The organism is Shewanella sp. M16 (assembly GCF_018224605.1).
GTDB classification, from domain to species: Bacteria; Pseudomonadota; Gammaproteobacteria; order Enterobacterales; family Shewanellaceae; genus Shewanella; species Shewanella oncorhynchi.
In genome coordinates this window covers 1-17,217 of record NZ_JAGTUL010000034.1, presented here as the reverse complement: position 1 = coordinate 17,217, position 17,217 = coordinate 1, and the positions used below count along the sequence as shown (strand labels likewise).

Genomic DNA, 17,217 nt, shown 5'->3' with positions numbered 1-17,217 from the left:
CTACTGTTGAATAATTTTACTGATCGAACTGCCATTATGGTACGTAATGATAAGAACATAAGTTCACCAGAGGCCACGATGAAATTACCTCTTTTTCCATTACCTATTTGTTTATTGCCCGAAGGTTACACACAACTGCGGGTATTTGAACCTAGATATAAGCGCTTGGTCGCCGAATCATTAAAGTCAGGCCAAGGCTTTGGCTTATGTATGCTTGAAGAAGATGGTAAAACCATTCAGCCCATAGGCACCTTAGTGCATATTATTGATTTTGAAACCTTACCAGACGGACTATTAGGGATCAGTATTCAAGGTTCAAAACGCTTTAAACTTGATAAAATCAGTGTCGAAGCTGATGGTTTAAAGCGCGGAGACGTCAGTTTAATCGACAATTGGCCTGCTGTACGTATTGCGACCGATGAACGTTACTTGAGTCAAATGTTACAAAACATTCTTAAGGAATATCCGCAACATCTCAAGCACTATCAAACAGAACAGTTCGATGATATCGCTTGGGTCTGCCAGCGCTGGCTAGAAATATTACCCGTACAAGCATCCGAAAAGTACACCTGCATTAATGCCTTAGATCATATTATGACCCGAGATCTATTGCGGGCCGTCATTAAATAATACTGTGAATGATCCTTTATTTAAGCCACTTCGTATTGATTGAAAGTTTGACAGCAAAACTGGGCTCCGAAGTGCAACACACTTCTCAATTTTGTCGTTACTGATATCACACTCAGCACTCACGACTGGGATAAGAGCGAAAATAATGGAAAATATTCAATCACAAAGCAGGCAAACTCGGTATCATGTCCCAATCACGTCTCTGACTAATTCGGCTATGGATAACGAAATTCCAGCTTCCCAAACCTGCGAGCCTCAAGCGGATGCTTTAATCACGTTTATGCTACAAGTAGCAGACAACCGAGACAGAGCCGCCTTTGGTCACTTATTCCAGCATTTCATGCCCAAGATCCGAGCCTTTGGTTTACAAAGACTGAATCAACAAGGGTTGGCGATGGATTTAGTACAAGAAACCATGACCAGCGTTTGGACTAAGGCTCATCTATATAATGCAGAAAAAGGGTCAGTGACAACTTGGGTGTTTACCATTATGCGTAATCAATGTTTCGATATGCTTAGACGGGTACAACACAATAGAGAAGATACTTTCGGTGATGATATTTGGCCGCTGTGTGATGCGACCATGGCTCAAGACACACTCACTGATCACAAGTTGACGGCTAAATTACTCCAACATCTTGATGCCCTTCCAATAGCACAAAGACAAGTTGTGCAAGGCATTTACATGCAAGAACTCACTCAACAAGAGCTAGCCGATGCCCTAAAGGTACCGATAGGGACCATAAAGTCCCGTTTAAGATTAGGGCTAGAAAAGTTGAAAAGCTTCTTGGAGACACACAATGATTAAGCATCATCCCCAACAAGAATTACTCGTCAGCCATGCCAATGGGAACTTACCTTTATCAATGGCGATAGCAATATCCGCACACTGCGACCTATGTGAGGCTTGTCGTGAGCAGCTTGCCCTATTCACAGAACAAGCTGCAAATTTAGCATTAAATCCTGATGGCGGTCATGCTGCAAATGATACGGGCGAAGAGTTGATGCACAGAGAGTATGTTGAGGTGCAACACTCAGGCGGCAATCAAGAATCGGCATTGGACATTGACGCTATGATGGCGCAAATCATGACTCAACCGGCAGCGACAAATGTGCCTAATAACGCCCCTATCGATGTCGACATAAAGCAACAGCATTACACTGTGCCATCGGTGTTTCGTCAGCATTTGGCCCGTCCATGGCAAATATTAGGCAAAGTCAGTCGCATGCGTTTTGATGTCGACGAAACGAACACCCGCGCTAGCCTATTGCATATAGATGCCCAAGGTGAAATCCCCCAACATACCCATAAAGGTTATGAACTAACACTATTGCTAGCCGGAGAGTTTTCCGATCTTAATGGTGACTATGTGCCAGGTGATTTTATCGTGCTTGACGGCCAACATCATCACTCACCGAAAACCATTAACGGTTGCTTATGCTACACAGTATTAGATGCACCGCTGCATTTTACCAAAGGTCTGAGTAAGCTACTCAATCCCATAGGTGAACTGATTTATTAAACCTTTTGACTGAGTTTTTAAACAAGAGCAAACGCATAGATTCATTTATAAATTCAGTTTAATAATTCCATTACATAAATGACTATGATTAATCCCATTAAAATGACCTATTTTAGTGGGATTTTTTATAACATTTACCTATAAAACGGCAATATTAACCTTAGTCAATTACCACAAAAATAAAAACCAACCTATAAACAGACCTGACTATTCCTCTTTAAATCAAGTAAATAGCCACGAAAAATACACTTTAATTCAACATTAGCAAATAAATAATGACATCGAATAAAAATTAAACTTGCATAAGCCATTTTTATTGATATAATGCACGTCGTTTTGAGATACACCTTGTTGTTTACCTTTTTAACCCAGCCTGATATTTAGCAATCAGAGTTCGGTCCTCATAAAGAAAGCCTACTACAAGCAAAACCCCATAAGCTCAATCATTCGATATCACTAAAATCATGTGGTTATGTCTGTGAACTTACCGTTCTCCTTGTTGTCATAGTATTGTCATTAAGCTATGGTCAACTGGTTGAATCGAGTTATTCCATTGACGTAATCGACAACATGAAATATTTATCGATTAAGCATCTCTTGATTAATGAATCAAAGATGGGGTAACCTCGATACTCAATAGAACGAATCTTTCGCACAATTGCTAAGGATATTTTATAGTTACAACTATCTCACCTATGGGTGAATTAACAAAAAGGAGTGTGGCATATGTCATACAAAATTAATGGACATGAAATTACAGTGAACTTCCCTGTAGATTCAATCTCAGTAAATAAAACCTCAATTGCTTTTACCGATCGTCAAGGTAAAAACAGACAGACTTTTTCTAAACGTACAGAAGCCATCAGCTTTATGAAATGGTTATTGTCCGCGAACAAATAAGTCAAAAAGTAAGTAAAACGATAAGTTAAAAATTAATACCGCAGTACCCGTTTACTCAAGTGTATTTAATCGGTTTCCATTATCTTCGCAGTACCGAGCACTTAAGTAGACTGATAGCCGAATGTCACAAACACGCTATCCTTTTTTACGTCATTATGACGAGCACATTTGGTTCAGGCTGTATCTCTCTCACACAGATACCTGCCGAACCAAATGAGTCAAATCCAGCGTTAGATCACCTCTTTCCATTGCAGCATCCGCTAATATTCATACACATGAATACTGTTCAGCACATCATCTATGCCAAAACCCAATACTCAAATTGCCATGCAAACCTTGATAAACCAGATCAAAGAGACTATTCCACTCAATTTAGAAGAAGCACAACTGTGCCAGGGACAATGTTTAGGTTGTTCGAAGAAAATGCTGGAAATGTTAGATGCCGAAATCAGTTATTGGCAATTTAGTGAGGTGACGCCTAGCCTAAAAGATTTAAAAAACCTCGAAAACATTGGCCGTCGTACCTATAAAATTCTTAAACGGAACCAGTTACTGTCTTAATCGCTTGTATTTGCATTTGACTATTTATGGGGCGTTTTACTTACGTGACTTAAAATAAATTCAAAACTTAACTGACAATATGACCCTAATAGAAATCACATTGCCAGTTTTATCTTCGCTATTGTCGATAGCCGTTAAAAATCACAAATCGATAGGCTCAACTTCTAGACTCTGCCAACCTTGCGCGAATATCTGCCAAAGAATATTCCGTTAATAGTTCACCATCGGCAAATACGGGGACAAACTCGCAATTGTTGACATCTTGCCAGCTGGCTTGATCTTTAAGATAAAATTGACCCTGCTCATCTTTAAATACCGCCACTAAACCCTTAGCGGATTTTTTAGTGCCATCATCTGTTTTAGGATCTTTAAATATTTCTCTGTCTTTACCATCAACTTTCGCAAAGGTCGCTTTCACGGCATAACCGTCAGTATCTCGGGTCACGTGTTGATAGGTAAAACTGCCAATTCCAAACACAATATTAGTTGACGCAAAACCTTTAGCCTTTAAGCCAGCACAAATGGCTTCAGCCCGTTCTATGGTGATTGAATCGCCATAAATCAGTCCAACATGGCTATTCAGCGCTTTGTAACCTTTGGCAGTTGTGCTACCCCCAAAGACGTCCCACAGACACTCAATAGCGCCTTTATATTCAGGACTCCCGATTGGTGCTTGTGGATCGCCACAAATGATTTTCACAGGGCAACCCGTATCAGGCCTAAACACCACTTTGCCATCGCGGGCAAGAATGCGGTCTTTTAACGCTAAGGTGAATTCTGTCATCACCTGCCAAAAATCCCAAGAATCTGAAACAATGCTGACAATGCCCGTTGGGTAAATATCTTCAATCAAACGGCGGAACGTTTCTAATTCATTCTCCATGCCACCTGCACACATCACACTGTGCTCCGTTGCGGCCACACTGCCGCCAACGAGTTCATTATCACTATCGGCACGGTAATATTGCTCAAGAAAATCAATCGCGGGAATGGTATCTGTACCCGTAAAACTGAGTAAATGGGCGGCGCCGCTCATGATCGCAGCCTCTGCACCATACATGCCGCGGAAACTAAAATCATGGCCCTGCCAATCAACAAATGCGATGTCACCATCGGTTTCTAGCGCGTAAGTCTCAAATATTTTGCGGTATTGCAGCGCGGTAGTGGCACTGGTACACATACCCCACACATTCGCGGAAAGGATGGTTTCGAGGTAATTGGTCAACCAAAAGAACCGCTCATCGGTATTGTATAAAACCAAGCAAGGCACTTTTAGTGGATACACTGAGCCTTCAGGTAAAGCCATGATTTTTATTGGTAAAGAACCTAAATCATGCAACTCCTCAATATGCTGAGTACCGACATTATTTGGCCCGAGATAGTTATTGATACGGCGGGAGAATTGGCGAATGACCTGATCTTTGGGTTGTTGAAAGAAATCACGGTTCCAACTGTCAATTAAGTAATGCTTGATAAAATACTGCAAGCCAAAAAACACCATTTGGTCTGTATAACCACGACGGGATTTACGGGCGGTCAAGTTACTAAAAATCACTTGAGTATTATCGGGATATTGACGACGGTGGTCGACTTTATAGCCATCAATGGCGGTAACGGGATTCAAGTACATAATATTTTCCTTAATGATTCATATAACTCAAAACAGCATGGCAATCACAGAACTCGCTCGAAATATGTGTGGGGACACCTAAACTATCGGTACAAAATAATCTGTCTATGCCCGCCTCTCGCAGTACCAACTCGCTGGCCTTATCTTCATAATGTGACACGATCAAAATAACGCTTTGGGCCCCCTTTTGCTTTAATTTGATGGCAAGTTCAATAAAGGTTCTGCCACCAGCGCAAATGTCGTCAACGATTAAGCAGGTTTTACCCGATAAGTCATCACAGAACACTTCGGTAGCGATAATATGCCCATTGACCACATCACGATGTTTATCGGCCCTGATCACCGGCATTCCCTGTAACGCTTTAGCTAAGCCGAATACTTTTTTATTCGCCCCCGCATCGGGCGAGACTAACACTAGCTCACCCGATAATTGGGCAGTGATAGCGGCGACAAAGCTGTGATTGTCTATAACCTGAACTCTGTCTAACAATGCGGCGGTGACATCGCTGTGAGGGTCAAATACAGTGACCGAAGCATATTGCTGCTGATTAATCAGGCTAGCATAGACTTTTACCGATAAGGCCTCGCCCACATTACAGACTCTATCTTGGCGAGCGCCCGGCATATAAGGCAGTAACAGATCAATTTGCTCGGCCCCACTGCGACGCAATGCATCAGTTAACAACAAGAGCTGCATGATGGAATGATCGCCCCGATAACTGAAAAAGATCGTTACTCGTTTAGCAGGAGGAACAAGTAGTTGAACATGGTTTTCCCCCGCACCAAATTGAAATAAACGGTAGTGAGTCTCATCGCTAGCTGCGGGTAACCGATAAAAATCGGCTTGCAAGCGTTGAGCGTGAGAAGCATCTTGAGACGTCTGAATACGTTGAGACATAGTAACCTCCTGTCTGTGGCAAGATTGCCGAAATTGACGGCGCTCTTGTTGTCTACATGAAGAATAGTGTCTTAAAGACATTATTGTGTAAAGTTGATTTTTAGACTATTTCAGACGGAGCAACCTGAAATGTTATGCTTAAATGGCATATAGTGTCCTTTAGACACGATTGATAGGCGCGACAACTAAGAAGCCACAACATGGGTATCGAGTAATACAAGAACCGGAGACATTAAGGCAAAATCAGTAATTAAACAGCCTTTACTGATTCAAAGTCACCATGAATAAGGCATAAGCAGTCGCCGTAACTCATATTGAGCAAGGCGAATATCTGGCTTAAATCCACATTCACTGTGATCAACATTCTAAATTTCTTAAGAAGCGATACGATGCGGTATTGGGTTTCAAGCGGTATAAATTAGCAGGACGACCCCGTTCGGTGCGCTTTAATCCGGTATCGATCAATAAATCGGCCTGTTCAACCCGCCGACGAAAAGATTTACCTTGGATAGGCTTGCCCAGTAAAACCTCATGTACATGCTGCAGTTCTGGCAAGGTAAAAGGTTCAGACAGTGCAAATCCTGGCACTAAAGAATATAAGGCTTTTTGTGTTAAGCGTTCCCGCGCTTGCTCAATTAACTGCAGATGATCAAACGCCAAGGGCATCTGCAACACATCTGCTAATGGCCACCACTTAACATCACTCACTGAATCAATCTGAATTTGGCAAGCTTGATAACTCATCAAGGCGGTATAACACACAGTCACAGACCAGCCTCTTACATCGCGACCACGATTACCCACAGTGCATAGCTGCTCAATATAAGGTGGCACTACCGCGGTTTTCTCATGCAGTTTACGTAATACAGTTTGCTCAAGGGATTGATCGCAATTTTCATCGATAAACCCTCCAGGTAATCCCCATAAACCTAAAAATGGATGATTTGAGCGTTGTACTAGGAGTACTTTAAGCTGCTGATCGTGATAGGTAAACAATACAGCATCTACTGTCAGTAGCTGAGCCTTAAAAACCTTAGGATCGTAATTGGCAAGATATTCCGCTTCAGTCATGAGTATTCCCCATCATTCAATGTCATAAGCTTAACTTAGGCATGACACAGCTTCAAACACATTATGTCTTAGCGTCACTAAGTAAATATCTGGCACCGTGGGCATAGCTACTTTGGCCAAATTTACGCTGATAACGCGGCAACATGGTCTCGTTCCCCAATAATCCGCCTTGATGCAAATACATCACATGACCTGGTTCACTACGTTGTAAATAATCTTCAAGCACAATAAAACCTAAGGGATCGTAGAGTAATTCAAACTGCACGCCTGAGGCGCAGACCCGCTGCCACATGGCATAAAATTCCGGATAAAGTTTACCAAAATGATATTTCTTGCCGACATTAACAATCTGTGGATGCTCACTGGTATTGGTATTAAGCAACGAAAATTGCAAGCGCAAATAATCATCGCCACCGACAACGGCACAAGTCACGACGCGAATATCCGTTTGCTGACGGATAAAATACTGATTTAAAAATAACGCTGTCGTTCCCGTCCCCGAAGGTAAAAACACCGTTAAATCAACCAATCCATTCGCCTTCGCAAACTGTACTATCTCTTGCGCCAATCTATTTACCCCGTATTCAGCGTAAGCACAACGACCCCCCTCAGGAATAAAAAGCGCCGTCGGCTCATTCACGAGTACTTGAGCCTCGATATAATCTTGGCAACTCAGTCGCATATCGCCCACTTGCGCTGTAGGGTCAGGCCTAGCATTAAGATTTGACAAAACGTGAGGTTCAGATTGCGACTGAGTGCACGCCTGCTTTTGTGCTATTAACACACTTAAATCGATAATATTAGCGCCATTCGCTAAAGCGGCAGCGTAATTGCCCGTGGGATGTTTAACCACTTGACTGGCAATATGATCTACATAAAAATCACACTGCCAGCCTTTCATCTTTGCTAATTCTGACAATGAATACAGTGAGTTAGCTAATGGCGAGCCGTGACCTATCACCTTGCTGATGCCTGCAAACTCATGATCTAAAAAATAGCCGAATTTGCGAGCTTTATTGCCACTAAACGCCGGATGCAGTAAATCATCACGTTTTAGGAAAATGTCTCTGCCAGCAAAGGCAAATGTATCAACAGGGGAATTTGCAAACATCAAGCTACTCAAACGATTAAATTCTCTGGTTTTTAAACCAGTTAAGGGAAGGCTAGTGTAACTCCGCCCTTCCTGTTACGCCCTTAAGAAATTATCAATTTGGCGAAAAACTAGTGAAAATGACACATGAATCTCGAATACATATAATTAACCCATTGATTATGCATAATTTAAATAGTTGGCATAGTTATCGCTTAGACATTGACATATATTCAATTTATCGAAGCTAACGATAAAGGCTAACAGGGTAAACATAAGGAGCTTTCAATGGCTGTATTACGCTTAATATTCAACATAGCTTGGTTTGTACTCGGCGGATTTGTAATGGGACTCGCTTGGTGGCTCGCAGGTATCCTGTGTTTTATCAGTATCATTGGTATTCCCTTCGGCCGCGCCTGTTTTGTTATCGGCGAAATGACCTTTTGGCCCTTCGGCCAAGAACAAATGAACCGTCGCCACTTAACTGGACGTGAAGACTTGGGCACAGGTGCATTAGGCATGGTAGGAAATATCATTTGGTTCTTACTGTTTGGGATCTGGTTAGCCATAGGGCATTTGGTCCACGCCTTAGCTTGTTTTGTGACGATTATCGGTATTCCCTTTGGGATACAGCATCTTAAGTTAGCTTTACTCAGCCTCACACCGATAGGCCAAACCGTAGTGGCTAAAGCTTAATAAGACAATGTGTTAACTGCGCTATTCACTCTCGATTATTTGGTTTCAAGAGTGGATAGCGCTTTGTCATCCCATACAACAAATATCACTTCGTTTAAGGCTATTTCTTCCTCCAATAAATCGTTGCAATCATATTGAGTATTGGCAGGCTCACTATCCGCAGAAAACTGCACTTGCGGCTTAGTCGCCCCCACAATGTCCAACAGATAATGCGCCAGTTTTGCGGGTGCATCTATAGCAGCATCGTGACCACAATACGCGAGTACAATCAAATCGGTGTCAAAATGCCGTGCTAACGCCTTACTCGATGCCATACTGACCAGCGCATCACGGTCACCGCAGAGCACAGTTATCGGCACTTCCACTGTCAATGGACATTGGTATTGAAAAGCCGCCCAAAGTTGTCGCCATACATTGCGTCGACTTGGTGTGGTATCGCGGCGAAACTCACTCCACTTGACAATTAAATCTCGGTCTCGCCGATGACGAAAACTGGTTAAACGCACTATAGTCGACTCGATTGGATGTAAAGCGTTACCCCGAGCCCGCATGAAAAAAGCCTTCAATGTATTCAGCGGGTTAAATCTTTGATACCAAGACGATAAATTAGCCGCACTGCTGTTTAATACAAAGACATGCCTTATCTGCCAAGGTCGCTGGCATGCCATTTCCAGCGCCAACATACCGCCCATAGACAAGCCGAGGAGATAAATAGTCTCCCCTTCCTGTACCTGCTCATCCAATTGCTGCCACACGGCATGGGCATAATCGGCAATCTTAAGCGGACTTAATTCGTGGGATAGCGTCCCATTGCCCGGAAGATCCAGTGTCAGCACTCGCAATCCCTTTTGTCGCAGACGCTGATCGAAACCATTCCAATGGCGCTGATCACGCATTAATCCCCTTAATAACACCCAAGTGGTCATGACTGAGACTCCCGATACCAATAATGCCGTGCGCACTCTGTCAGCTCAGCCAAACGTTCAGGTGTTAACTGCTCTAACGATTGGGCATAGGCCGCTTCCATCATAAATTGCATGAGTACTGTATGCCTGCGTAAAATCCTGTGGTGACGATGTGTTTTTTGTGGATTAAAAAAGCCAGCAAAATTAAATATTTGTCTAGGATTCTTCTTTATCCATGCCCAAGATCCCATCTCTAATGTCAAAGGTAAAAATGGCACCTGAGCAGAAGGATCAGCCACTTGGTGCTGGCGATAGAGATAATCCCAAATATCACCATGAGTGCGATAAAACTGGCTCTGCGGCGCCAACCGATAATGGCCGTGATGGGGATAACTCTGTTCAAATAATTGTTTTAGATGAAAAATATAATTGGCATTTTCGAAGGCGGTACGGGTATGGGCGTAGGGGAACCAGATATGATCACTCAAGCCAAATCCCGAGTGGGCATCGAGCGAAATCAAACTTGTGCTGCGACTCAACAGTTGTTGTACATAGGCAACTAAGCCCGCAGTTTCCAGCTCCATTCCCCCAATACCGCGATACCAGGGCAGCCGTGACGATATACGCTGTCCTCCCACCATAAAGGACACTTTTTCACGGGATTCTATCGGAGCGTTACGCATCAAATCCACTTGATTACCATTGCCCCGCGTTCCCATGAATAACCCAACAGGATTCACTACAGGTACAAAAGCTAACCGCAGACCCGTTAACATCTGTTGTAGATGTTTATCCCAAACAAGCCGCTGCAATAAACTGTTTAACAATGCCAAAATAACTTGAGATCCAATACGTTCAACCCCATGCACGCCACCCACAAAGAGCACTGTCGGACAAGGCGCATCTGTACCACCTAACTCAACACTGTAAAGGGGGAAATGCTCTTGGCGGAATGGAATGTCGGCAAGGATCTGATAATCCAACTTAAGATGATGAGTATCAATGAGTTGCTGCAGCGTATCTAACTCAAATGGAAGCTCAAAAGGAAGTTTCTTCATGTCACCTTAATCAATAAAATGAGAGAACAACTCATGCCGTTAAAGTGATACTAATAGTGAACAAAGACAAAATGATGACAAACTGCATATCAGAAGTGACTTTACGGGGAAATAGGCGGAAAAATAGCGAGTAAAACAAAGAATAAGCTATCCTAAAACCCTACATTAGTCTTCACGATAAAGTAGCTCTCCAATGATGGTTTCTACGTCAACCTGCGCTAAACCTTGGTCAACAATATCTCGCCAACGCCGTCCCTCTTCTGTATTACGAAACGCGATATAGAGCTGCTTATTCGCCAAAATTTGCCGATTGATTTGCAACTTTGTCGCCAGCGGCTGTAAGGGCTTTTGCTTGAGTAAATAGTGCAAAACGTTGACATCAATCACCGCGGCATCAATCCGACCTGCGGCAACTTTTTTGACATTATGCTCATCCGAAGTCACAGCTTCAGTCCGCTGTACACCGGAAACGATCATGCGATCTAAGGCCTGAGTATTCACATAATCTTTCACCACACCTAAGGTATAGCGATTAAGATCTTCAATATAATTCCAACTTACTGGATGGGACTTTTGCTCCACCAGCCCCAATGGACTTTCGCCAATCGGTTTTGAAAAAATAAACTTTTCAGTTTCTACATAGTATTCAGGAAAATAACCTATGTAGTCAGAGTTCGGCATAGTCGTAAGTTTGACAGCGCGGCTCCACGGATAAAAATCCACTTTTAACTGATGTCCCATAACGTTCAGCGCCGCCCGTACCACGGCAATACTGGCACCCTGCTCCGTTAATTGCTCTCCTGAATAAGGCGGCCAAAGTAAAGAAGTGAGCATTAAGGTATCCGCTTTAGCTACGCTCAATCCCATAAAGGAAAGACAATACACAAGGAGCATTGAACGCCATCGAACCATTTAGTACTCCTTTGCCTACATGGATTTACGACTACATCATCGACAACTTAACGCTTTCGTTTTTATCTGCCGAGATTTTATGACTGGTTAGATTTTATGACTAGTTTTAGTATAGCCATCAAGCCACAGCGGGGAAGTGAAGTTTTGTTACAATTAGAATAACGACATTAGCAGCAAAAGCTAACTCAACATGCAGCTTGACTTGATGGTATGACTCGCCAACTTTTTCATTAGCCAATTAGCTTGTTCGTTTATCTGCTAACCGAAATAGCTAGATAGAATAAAATTCAAGCCGCATTGCGCGGCTTGGAAGTCAAAAAAGCACACTCGCAAAATCACATCACTTAAGCATTAATATCTTCATATAACTCTTGATACATCAGCTCGCGCATTTTGAATTTCTGAATTTTTCCCGTCACTGTCATTGGATACTGATCCACAAACTTGATATAACGCGGCACTTTAAAGTAGGCGAATTTCTCGGTGAGAAAATGACGAATATCTGCCTCTGTAATCGCGGAGCCTGAGCGGACTTTAATCCAAGCACACACCTCCTCGCCGTATTTATCGCTTTGAACGCCAAAGACCGCCGCATCCTGCACATCTTTATGGGTGTAAAGTTTCTCTTCAATCTCACGGGGATAAATATTCTCGCCGCCACGAATAATCATATCTTTAATGCGCCCCACAATTTGCACATAACCTTGCTCATCCATTTGGCCAATATCGCCCGAATGTAGCCAACCTTGACTGTCTATGGTTGCCGCCGTTTTCTCAGGATCATTCCAATAACACTGCATAATGCAATAACCACGACTACAGACTTCGCCGGGTTGATTAATTGGCAGCACTTCGCCAAATTCATCGACAATTTTCACTTCGGTATGGGGTAAAGCACGGCCAACGGTGAGAACGCGTTTCTCTACGGGTGAGTCGATTTCAGTAATGTGATTGAGCGGACTGCATTCTGTCTGACCATAACCAATCAGTACTTCCTTCATATACATCAGGTTTTGTACACGTCGCATCACTTCTTCAGGACAAGTTGCCCCCGCCATCACACCGGTACGTAAGGAACTCAAATCAAAACGAGCAAACTCTGGGTGTTCCAACTCGGCAATAAACATGGTCGGTACGCCATGCAAAGCAGTGCAACGCTCTTGCTCAATCACTTGCAATGTCGTCAGTGGATCGAAGGATTCTCCGGGGAACACAGCAGTTGCGCCTTTGGCTAAGCAGACTAAACTGCCGAGTACCATGCCAAAACAATGGTATAAAGGCACTGGAATACAGAGTTTATCGTGACAGGTAAACTTCATCGCCTCTGCGACTAAATAGCCATTATTCAATATGTTATGATGGGATAAGGTCGCACCTTTCGGGCTGCCCGTCGTGCCAGAGGTAAACTGGATATTAATCGCATCGTACGGGCTTAATTCCTTAGCAATACTCTTGAGCATTATCCTGTCAGCGGCGGTCACATCAACGATCAAGTCATCAAAATTCAACATACCGACGGATTTCTCTGCGCCCATACGGATCACAAATTCAAGCTCAGGTACGGCTTTAGCTTGTAATTTACCCGCTGGGCAAAAAGTTAGCTCAGGCGCCAATTCATATAGCATCTCAAGATAATTGCTGGATTTAAACTTATCAGCACAAATTACCGCGCGACAACCCACGTTACTCAGCGCGTATTGCAACTCTTCAGGACGATACGCAGGATTAATACACACCATGATGGCGCCAATTTTAGCGGTCGCATATTGAGTTAAACACCACTCGATATTGTTAGGCGACCAAATCCCAACCCTATCACCAGACTTAATGCCGAGTTTTAAGAGTCCAGTGGCGAGCGCATCGATTTGGGCAAGATATTGGCGGTAATTCCAGCGGATATGTTGATGGTGTACGACGACAGCTAATTGGTCGGGATACGTTGCCGCAATCTCATCAAGATATTGACCTATGGTTTTCTCAACGAGTTTCGGTGATGACTCGCCTCTAAACTCGCTAACATTGAGCGGGCTTATAACTTGGCTTGTAGGAACTGACATTAAGGCCTCCGTGCATTTATTATTATGGTTAGCGAGGTCCAAACTAACCAATCCACGGATCATGTCACAAGTAAAAAAGCACTTTATTAGACTAAAGAGTAAGACAAACGATTAGATAACAATCCATTAAAGCCCAGTGCTAACGGCTGATAAACTCAAAATGAGTACTCGACTTAGGCACTTTTAAGCTTTGTAACCGCTCAACAATAGCCAGTAACACCCCTTGGCGACGCATATTTTCTAACACGCCGGGGCTAAAAACCTCGAGTCGCGTCATGGCCGTCAACAGCAACTTACATTGTGCGATGCTCGCATCACGAATATAGGCTGGTTTATCGACTAAGTAACTGTTGTTATACCAATAGTCCCAAGTGAAATTAGCCAATAACCAACCTTGCGTTGTCAGGTCATTAATAAATTCCAGCATTCGCTCATGACTTAATATCACATCACCCGCCGTAAAATCCTTAAGATATTTAGTGTATAAGCCACAATCGGATGTCATTGTTGAAGTCCCCATAACACACCTCACAGGTTTTGGTTGCCTCTGCTGCCACAACTTGTACGACACCAGTCACAAACCGAGATCGAATTTGACGCTTTGCCTTATAAACACGAATTTGCATAAGGCATACCAAATAAGATTGCTGTCAACAGGCTAAGCCACCTTATCTGAACGGAAACTTAATCAAACTCACAATATTTGATATGGGTGACGAACTGGGGTATTCGACAAAATTCAGATAAACTCAGCGGTATTGAAGCGCTTAACGGCAACTATGAGTAAAGGAAACAAGATGAACTACTGGCTTATGAAATCGGAACCCGACGAATTCAGCATAGATGATCTTAAGGCTTGCCCTAACCAAACTGAAGCTTGGCATGGGATCCGTAACTATCAGGCGCGTAACTTTATGCGCGATGAGATGCAGATTGGCGACAAGGTATTTTTTTACCATTCAAGCTGCAAAGTGCCCGGTATTGTCGGTATCGCTGAAGTTGTGACCAATGCGTATCCCGACAGCACGGCCTTCGATCCAGAATCGAAGTATTTCGACCCTAAGTCAGATCCAACCAAACCAAGATGGCTGCGAGTGGATATCCGCTTTGTCGAAAAATTTAACGAGATTATTCCCTTAAGTTTGATAAAAAGTTTACCCCAACTGGCGGACATGTATTTAGTGGCTAAGGGGTCAAGACTCAGTATCCAACCTGTGACCGCCGAACAATGGCAAGCTGTACTCATGTTAACCCGCTAGAAAGCACTCTTGAGCTAGAACGTTCAGCTATAGTTCATTTCGCATCGCCTATTGTTGGCCACATCCAGCATTGGACACAACATCAACTCAATGCCCCTTAGGAGTACAGATGAATAAATTGACCTCAGTGGTAATCACAGGACTTGTCCTCAGCTTAACGATGTCCATCTCAACCTTTGCTAAAGATGACCATGAGCACCACAAAAAGGATAAAAGTCTACCGCCGGGATTACAGAAAAAAGTTGACCAAGGTCAGCCACTGCCACCCGGTTGGCAGAAAAAACTCCACCGTGGTGATGTGCTTGAGCATGATATTTATGATCGCGGCCGCATCGTAGTGCCCTTAGACAGAGATGGCATCATTAGCATTCAAGTCGAAGGTGCACTAATCAAACTCGATAATAACAGCCGTAAAATCCTCGATATCGTCAATATCATTACCGATTAACTTCCCATGGCAAAATGGCATTTATAACTGACACTTTTACAACTACGCCCAGCGCTTATCTGGGCGTTGAGTACTGCTTAATACTGCTTTCATCTATCAAAAAACGTTGTCTGTAAGACAATTTATCACCCCAGTCCTCATTCAATAACGTTCTAACTTACAATAAAGCAACATATTGATATTTATCATATCTTTACTATCTGGCTATTGGTCGTAAATTGGCTAAATGCTAGACTCATGCAGGGTGAAAAGATATCGAACAGAACAAGATAAGTGTCACCTAAAAATACTCATGCGGCTAAGGCAAAATCTTAATTGAATTCATAGCATCCCGATAATGACCGTAGACTAACGCTGGATTTTTGATAATGGAAAACACCTCACTTCAACGGGTTAAGCAGGCAATTATTGCGGGGTTCTGGGCATCACTCGCCAGTATTTCTGTGGGATTTCTATTTAAACTCTGGCTAGCACAATGGGTTGCCAAAGCCGATCTAGCGCTCTATCACACAGTGATCGACATTATCTCACTGTCGCTAATCCTAATGACGGGATTTCGCTCCTCTATGGTGGTGACCTACTCCCAGACCAAGCAAGATGTGGATATCACCAATATATTCCGCTACAGCTTGATCGCTATGGTATTACTGACATGGGGCTTAGTTTTACCCTATATCAAGCACAAATTGCATCTTAATGTAGAATATTTTCAATTGGTTGGGATTATTCTGAGTATGGGGCTCAAGGTCTATTTTACCAATCAAATTGCCATGTACCGGCTATATGCCATCTCCAATAGAGTCACTTGGTTAGAGCCGCTCGCGCAAGTGACTAGCTTTTTATTATGTTTCTATGGCTTAAAACAAACCGCCATTGCATCACTCTTTTACAGCATGACACTGTCATCGCTCATCGTTGCCTTATATATGTACTTAAAACGGCGCAAAGATATTGCCACTCCGCCCTTAAGTGCAGTGCATTTTGATACGGGTTTACGCAGTTTTATGAAGAAAAGCCTGACGGCGTCCATGGAAGCGGGTGCCAGTATCTTGATGATTTACATCACCGTACTGCTGACTATTGCCTATTTCAGCATAGATGAACTGGGTGATTTCCAAGTGGTGGTGCGGCCGATGATCACTTACCTCACCCTGCTTTTTGTCTTTCCCATCTACCGTTTTGTGCTGCCCGAAGTCGCAGTGTGCGTACGAGAAAAACGCTTTGACGAAGTGCAACAAATTAAGTCATGGCTGACAAAAGTTTCTTTGTGGATCAGCGGTATTTTTTTTGTCGTTATGGTCTTTGCGAGCAAGCCGTTAGTCGCTTGGTTATTCCCCGAGCAATACATTAAAGCGGCCCCAGTATTAATGCATTTCTCCATGTTTTTTATATTTATGATGCTCAATGGCTACCAGCTTGCTTATATCAAAGCTCATGGCTACTTTACTCAAAGTCTACTTATTCGCCTTGCTGGTATCGCAGTACTGGTCGGTACTTTCTACGCTTACCGCCTGTATACGGAGAATGTAGTCGCGGTGATTTTAGCCTTAGGCACGGGCTATTTGATGATGTATTTTAT

At 43.1% G+C, this 17,217-nt stretch carries 18 protein-coding genes; 9 read left to right on the top strand and 9 right to left on the bottom strand.

All coding sequences use genetic code 11. The features are described 5' to 3' along the window. Window positions 1-78 precede the first annotated feature (78 nt). From KFE26_RS18625 to KFE26_RS18605, 5 genes are all read left to right on the top strand, one after another. Entirely contained in the window at window positions 79-630 is a 552-nt protein-coding gene (locus tag KFE26_RS18625) for an LON peptidase substrate-binding domain-containing protein (RefSeq protein ID WP_028759610.1), read from the top strand. A gap of 145 nt (window positions 631-775) precedes the next feature. Beyond that, window positions 776-1,438 (top strand): sigma-70 family RNA polymerase sigma factor, encoded by a 663-nt coding sequence (locus tag KFE26_RS18620; protein WP_028759609.1) that lies wholly within the window; start codon window positions 776-778, stop codon window positions 1,436-1,438. After that, window positions 1,431-2,153: a ChrR family anti-sigma-E factor gene (locus KFE26_RS18615; protein ID WP_212601323.1), complete on the top strand. Its 723-nt coding sequence runs from the start codon at window positions 1,431-1,433 to the stop codon at window positions 2,151-2,153. Before KFE26_RS18620 ends, KFE26_RS18615 begins: the two co-directional genes overlap by 8 nt. Window positions 2,154-2,879: 726 nt before the next feature. Beyond that, window positions 2,880-3,053, top strand: a complete 174-nt coding sequence (locus KFE26_RS18610; protein WP_006082106.1) for a hypothetical protein — start codon at window positions 2,880-2,882, stop codon at window positions 3,051-3,053. Window positions 3,054-3,353: 300 nt separating this feature from the next. Beyond that, entirely contained in the window at window positions 3,354-3,614 is a 261-nt protein-coding gene (locus KFE26_RS18605) for a hypothetical protein (RefSeq protein ID WP_011789018.1), read from the top strand. A 157-nt stretch (window positions 3,615-3,771) separates the two neighbouring features. Here the strand turns inward: KFE26_RS18605 and KFE26_RS18600 are convergent, their stop codons facing one another. From KFE26_RS18600 to KFE26_RS18585, 4 genes are all read right to left on the bottom strand, one after another. Then, window positions 3,772-5,244 carry a nicotinate phosphoribosyltransferase gene (locus tag KFE26_RS18600; protein WP_212601322.1) on the bottom strand — a complete coding sequence of 491 codons (1,473 nt, stop codon included), beginning with the start codon at window positions 5,242-5,244 and terminating at the stop codon, window positions 3,772-3,774. A gap of 10 nt (window positions 5,245-5,254) precedes the next feature. Further along, complete coding sequence (gene prs / locus KFE26_RS18595) at window positions 5,255-6,142, bottom strand: ribose-phosphate diphosphokinase (RefSeq protein WP_212601321.1); 888 nt, start codon at window positions 6,140-6,142, stop codon at window positions 5,255-5,257. Window positions 6,143-6,499: 357 nt separating this feature from the next. Next, window positions 6,500-7,213: an NrtR DNA-binding winged helix domain-containing protein gene (locus KFE26_RS18590; RefSeq protein WP_131525016.1), complete on the bottom strand. Its 714-nt coding sequence runs from the start codon at window positions 7,211-7,213 to the stop codon at window positions 6,500-6,502. A gap of 61 nt (window positions 7,214-7,274) precedes the next feature. After that, window positions 7,275-8,324: a pyridoxal-phosphate dependent enzyme gene (locus KFE26_RS18585; protein WP_212601320.1), complete on the bottom strand. Its 1,050-nt coding sequence runs from the start codon at window positions 8,322-8,324 to the stop codon at window positions 7,275-7,277. A 267-nt stretch (window positions 8,325-8,591) separates the two neighbouring features. On the opposite strand from KFE26_RS18585, the gene KFE26_RS18580 reads away from it, so the two are divergent. Continuing rightward, on the top strand, window positions 8,592-8,999 hold the full coding sequence (locus tag KFE26_RS18580) for a YccF domain-containing protein (protein WP_028759602.1): 408 nt from the start codon (window positions 8,592-8,594) through the stop codon (window positions 8,997-8,999). A gap of 35 nt (window positions 9,000-9,034) precedes the next feature. Here KFE26_RS18580 and KFE26_RS18575 read toward each other — a convergent pair whose 3' ends face one another. The 5 genes from KFE26_RS18575 to KFE26_RS18555 form a co-directional block, all read right to left on the bottom strand. After that, window positions 9,035-9,925 carry an alpha/beta fold hydrolase gene (locus tag KFE26_RS18575; RefSeq protein ID WP_212601319.1) on the bottom strand — a complete coding sequence of 297 codons (891 nt, stop codon included), beginning with the start codon at window positions 9,923-9,925 and terminating at the stop codon, window positions 9,035-9,037. Continuing rightward, on the bottom strand, window positions 9,922-10,962 hold the full coding sequence (locus tag KFE26_RS18570) for a M14 family metallopeptidase (RefSeq protein WP_212601318.1): 1,041 nt from the start codon (window positions 10,960-10,962) through the stop codon (window positions 9,922-9,924). Before KFE26_RS18570 ends, KFE26_RS18575 begins: the two co-directional genes overlap by 4 nt. A gap of 165 nt (window positions 10,963-11,127) precedes the next feature. Next, window positions 11,128-11,874, bottom strand: a complete 747-nt coding sequence (locus KFE26_RS18565; RefSeq protein WP_212601317.1) for an ABC transporter substrate-binding protein — start codon at window positions 11,872-11,874, stop codon at window positions 11,128-11,130. A 344-nt stretch (window positions 11,875-12,218) separates the two neighbouring features. Further along, entirely contained in the window at window positions 12,219-13,931 is a 1,713-nt protein-coding gene (locus KFE26_RS18560) for an AMP-binding protein (protein WP_212601316.1), read from the bottom strand. Window positions 13,932-14,070: 139 nt separating this feature from the next. After that, entirely contained in the window at window positions 14,071-14,451 is a 381-nt protein-coding gene (locus KFE26_RS18555) for a DUF6508 domain-containing protein (RefSeq protein WP_212601315.1), read from the bottom strand. A 277-nt stretch (window positions 14,452-14,728) separates the two neighbouring features. Between KFE26_RS18555 and KFE26_RS18550 the strand changes: the two genes are divergently transcribed. From KFE26_RS18550 to KFE26_RS18540, 3 genes are all read left to right on the top strand, one after another. Continuing rightward, window positions 14,729-15,190, top strand: coding sequence for an EVE domain-containing protein (locus tag KFE26_RS18550; protein WP_212601314.1), 462 nt, complete (start codon window positions 14,729-14,731; stop codon window positions 15,188-15,190). Between the two features lie 109 nt (window positions 15,191-15,299). Further along, complete coding sequence (locus KFE26_RS18545) at window positions 15,300-15,638, top strand: hypothetical protein (protein WP_168827409.1); 339 nt, start codon at window positions 15,300-15,302, stop codon at window positions 15,636-15,638. A 368-nt stretch (window positions 15,639-16,006) separates the two neighbouring features. Next, the coding region (locus tag KFE26_RS18540; protein WP_212601313.1) for a hypothetical protein at window positions 16,007-17,217 on the top strand (1,211 nt) is incomplete at its 3' end.

Excerpts from the sequence above, each read along its gene's own strand:
- KFE26_RS18565 (WP_212601317.1), bottom strand. The coding sequence starts at position 11,874 with ATGGTTCGATGGCGTTCAATGCTCCTTGTGTATTGTCTTTCCTTTATG.
- KFE26_RS18620 (WP_028759609.1), top strand. The coding sequence starts at position 776 with ATGGAAAATATTCAATCACAAAGCAGGCAAACTCGGTATCATGTCCCA.
- KFE26_RS18615 (WP_212601323.1), top strand. The coding sequence starts at position 1,431 with ATGATTAAGCATCATCCCCAACAAGAATTACTCGTCAGCCATGCCAAT.
- KFE26_RS18555 (WP_212601315.1), bottom strand. The coding sequence starts at position 14,451 with ATGGGGACTTCAACAATGACATCCGATTGTGGCTTATACACTAAATAT.
- KFE26_RS18605 (WP_011789018.1), top strand. The coding sequence starts at position 3,354 with ATGCCAAAACCCAATACTCAAATTGCCATGCAAACCTTGATAAACCAG.
- KFE26_RS18550 (WP_212601314.1), top strand. The coding sequence starts at position 14,729 with ATGAACTACTGGCTTATGAAATCGGAACCCGACGAATTCAGCATAGAT.
- KFE26_RS18600 (WP_212601322.1), bottom strand. The coding sequence starts at position 5,244 with ATGTACTTGAATCCCGTTACCGCCATTGATGGCTATAAAGTCGACCAC.
- KFE26_RS18575 (WP_212601319.1), bottom strand. The coding sequence starts at position 9,925 with ATGACCACTTGGGTGTTATTAAGGGGATTAATGCGTGATCAGCGCCAT.
- KFE26_RS18570 (WP_212601318.1), bottom strand. The coding sequence starts at position 10,962 with ATGAAGAAACTTCCTTTTGAGCTTCCATTTGAGTTAGATACGCTGCAG.
- KFE26_RS18585 (WP_212601320.1), bottom strand. The coding sequence starts at position 8,324 with ATGTTTGCAAATTCCCCTGTTGATACATTTGCCTTTGCTGGCAGAGAC.
- KFE26_RS18545 (WP_168827409.1), top strand. The coding sequence starts at position 15,300 with ATGAATAAATTGACCTCAGTGGTAATCACAGGACTTGTCCTCAGCTTA.
- KFE26_RS18590 (WP_131525016.1), bottom strand. The coding sequence starts at position 7,213 with ATGACTGAAGCGGAATATCTTGCCAATTACGATCCTAAGGTTTTTAAG.
- KFE26_RS18560 (WP_212601316.1), bottom strand. The coding sequence starts at position 13,931 with ATGTCAGTTCCTACAAGCCAAGTTATAAGCCCGCTCAATGTTAGCGAG.
- KFE26_RS18610 (WP_006082106.1), top strand. The coding sequence starts at position 2,880 with ATGTCATACAAAATTAATGGACATGAAATTACAGTGAACTTCCCTGTA.
- prs (WP_212601321.1), bottom strand. The coding sequence starts at position 6,142 with ATGTCTCAACGTATTCAGACGTCTCAAGATGCTTCTCACGCTCAACGC.
- KFE26_RS18625 (WP_028759610.1), top strand. The coding sequence starts at position 79 with ATGAAATTACCTCTTTTTCCATTACCTATTTGTTTATTGCCCGAAGGT.
- KFE26_RS18580 (WP_028759602.1), top strand. The coding sequence starts at position 8,592 with ATGGCTGTATTACGCTTAATATTCAACATAGCTTGGTTTGTACTCGGC.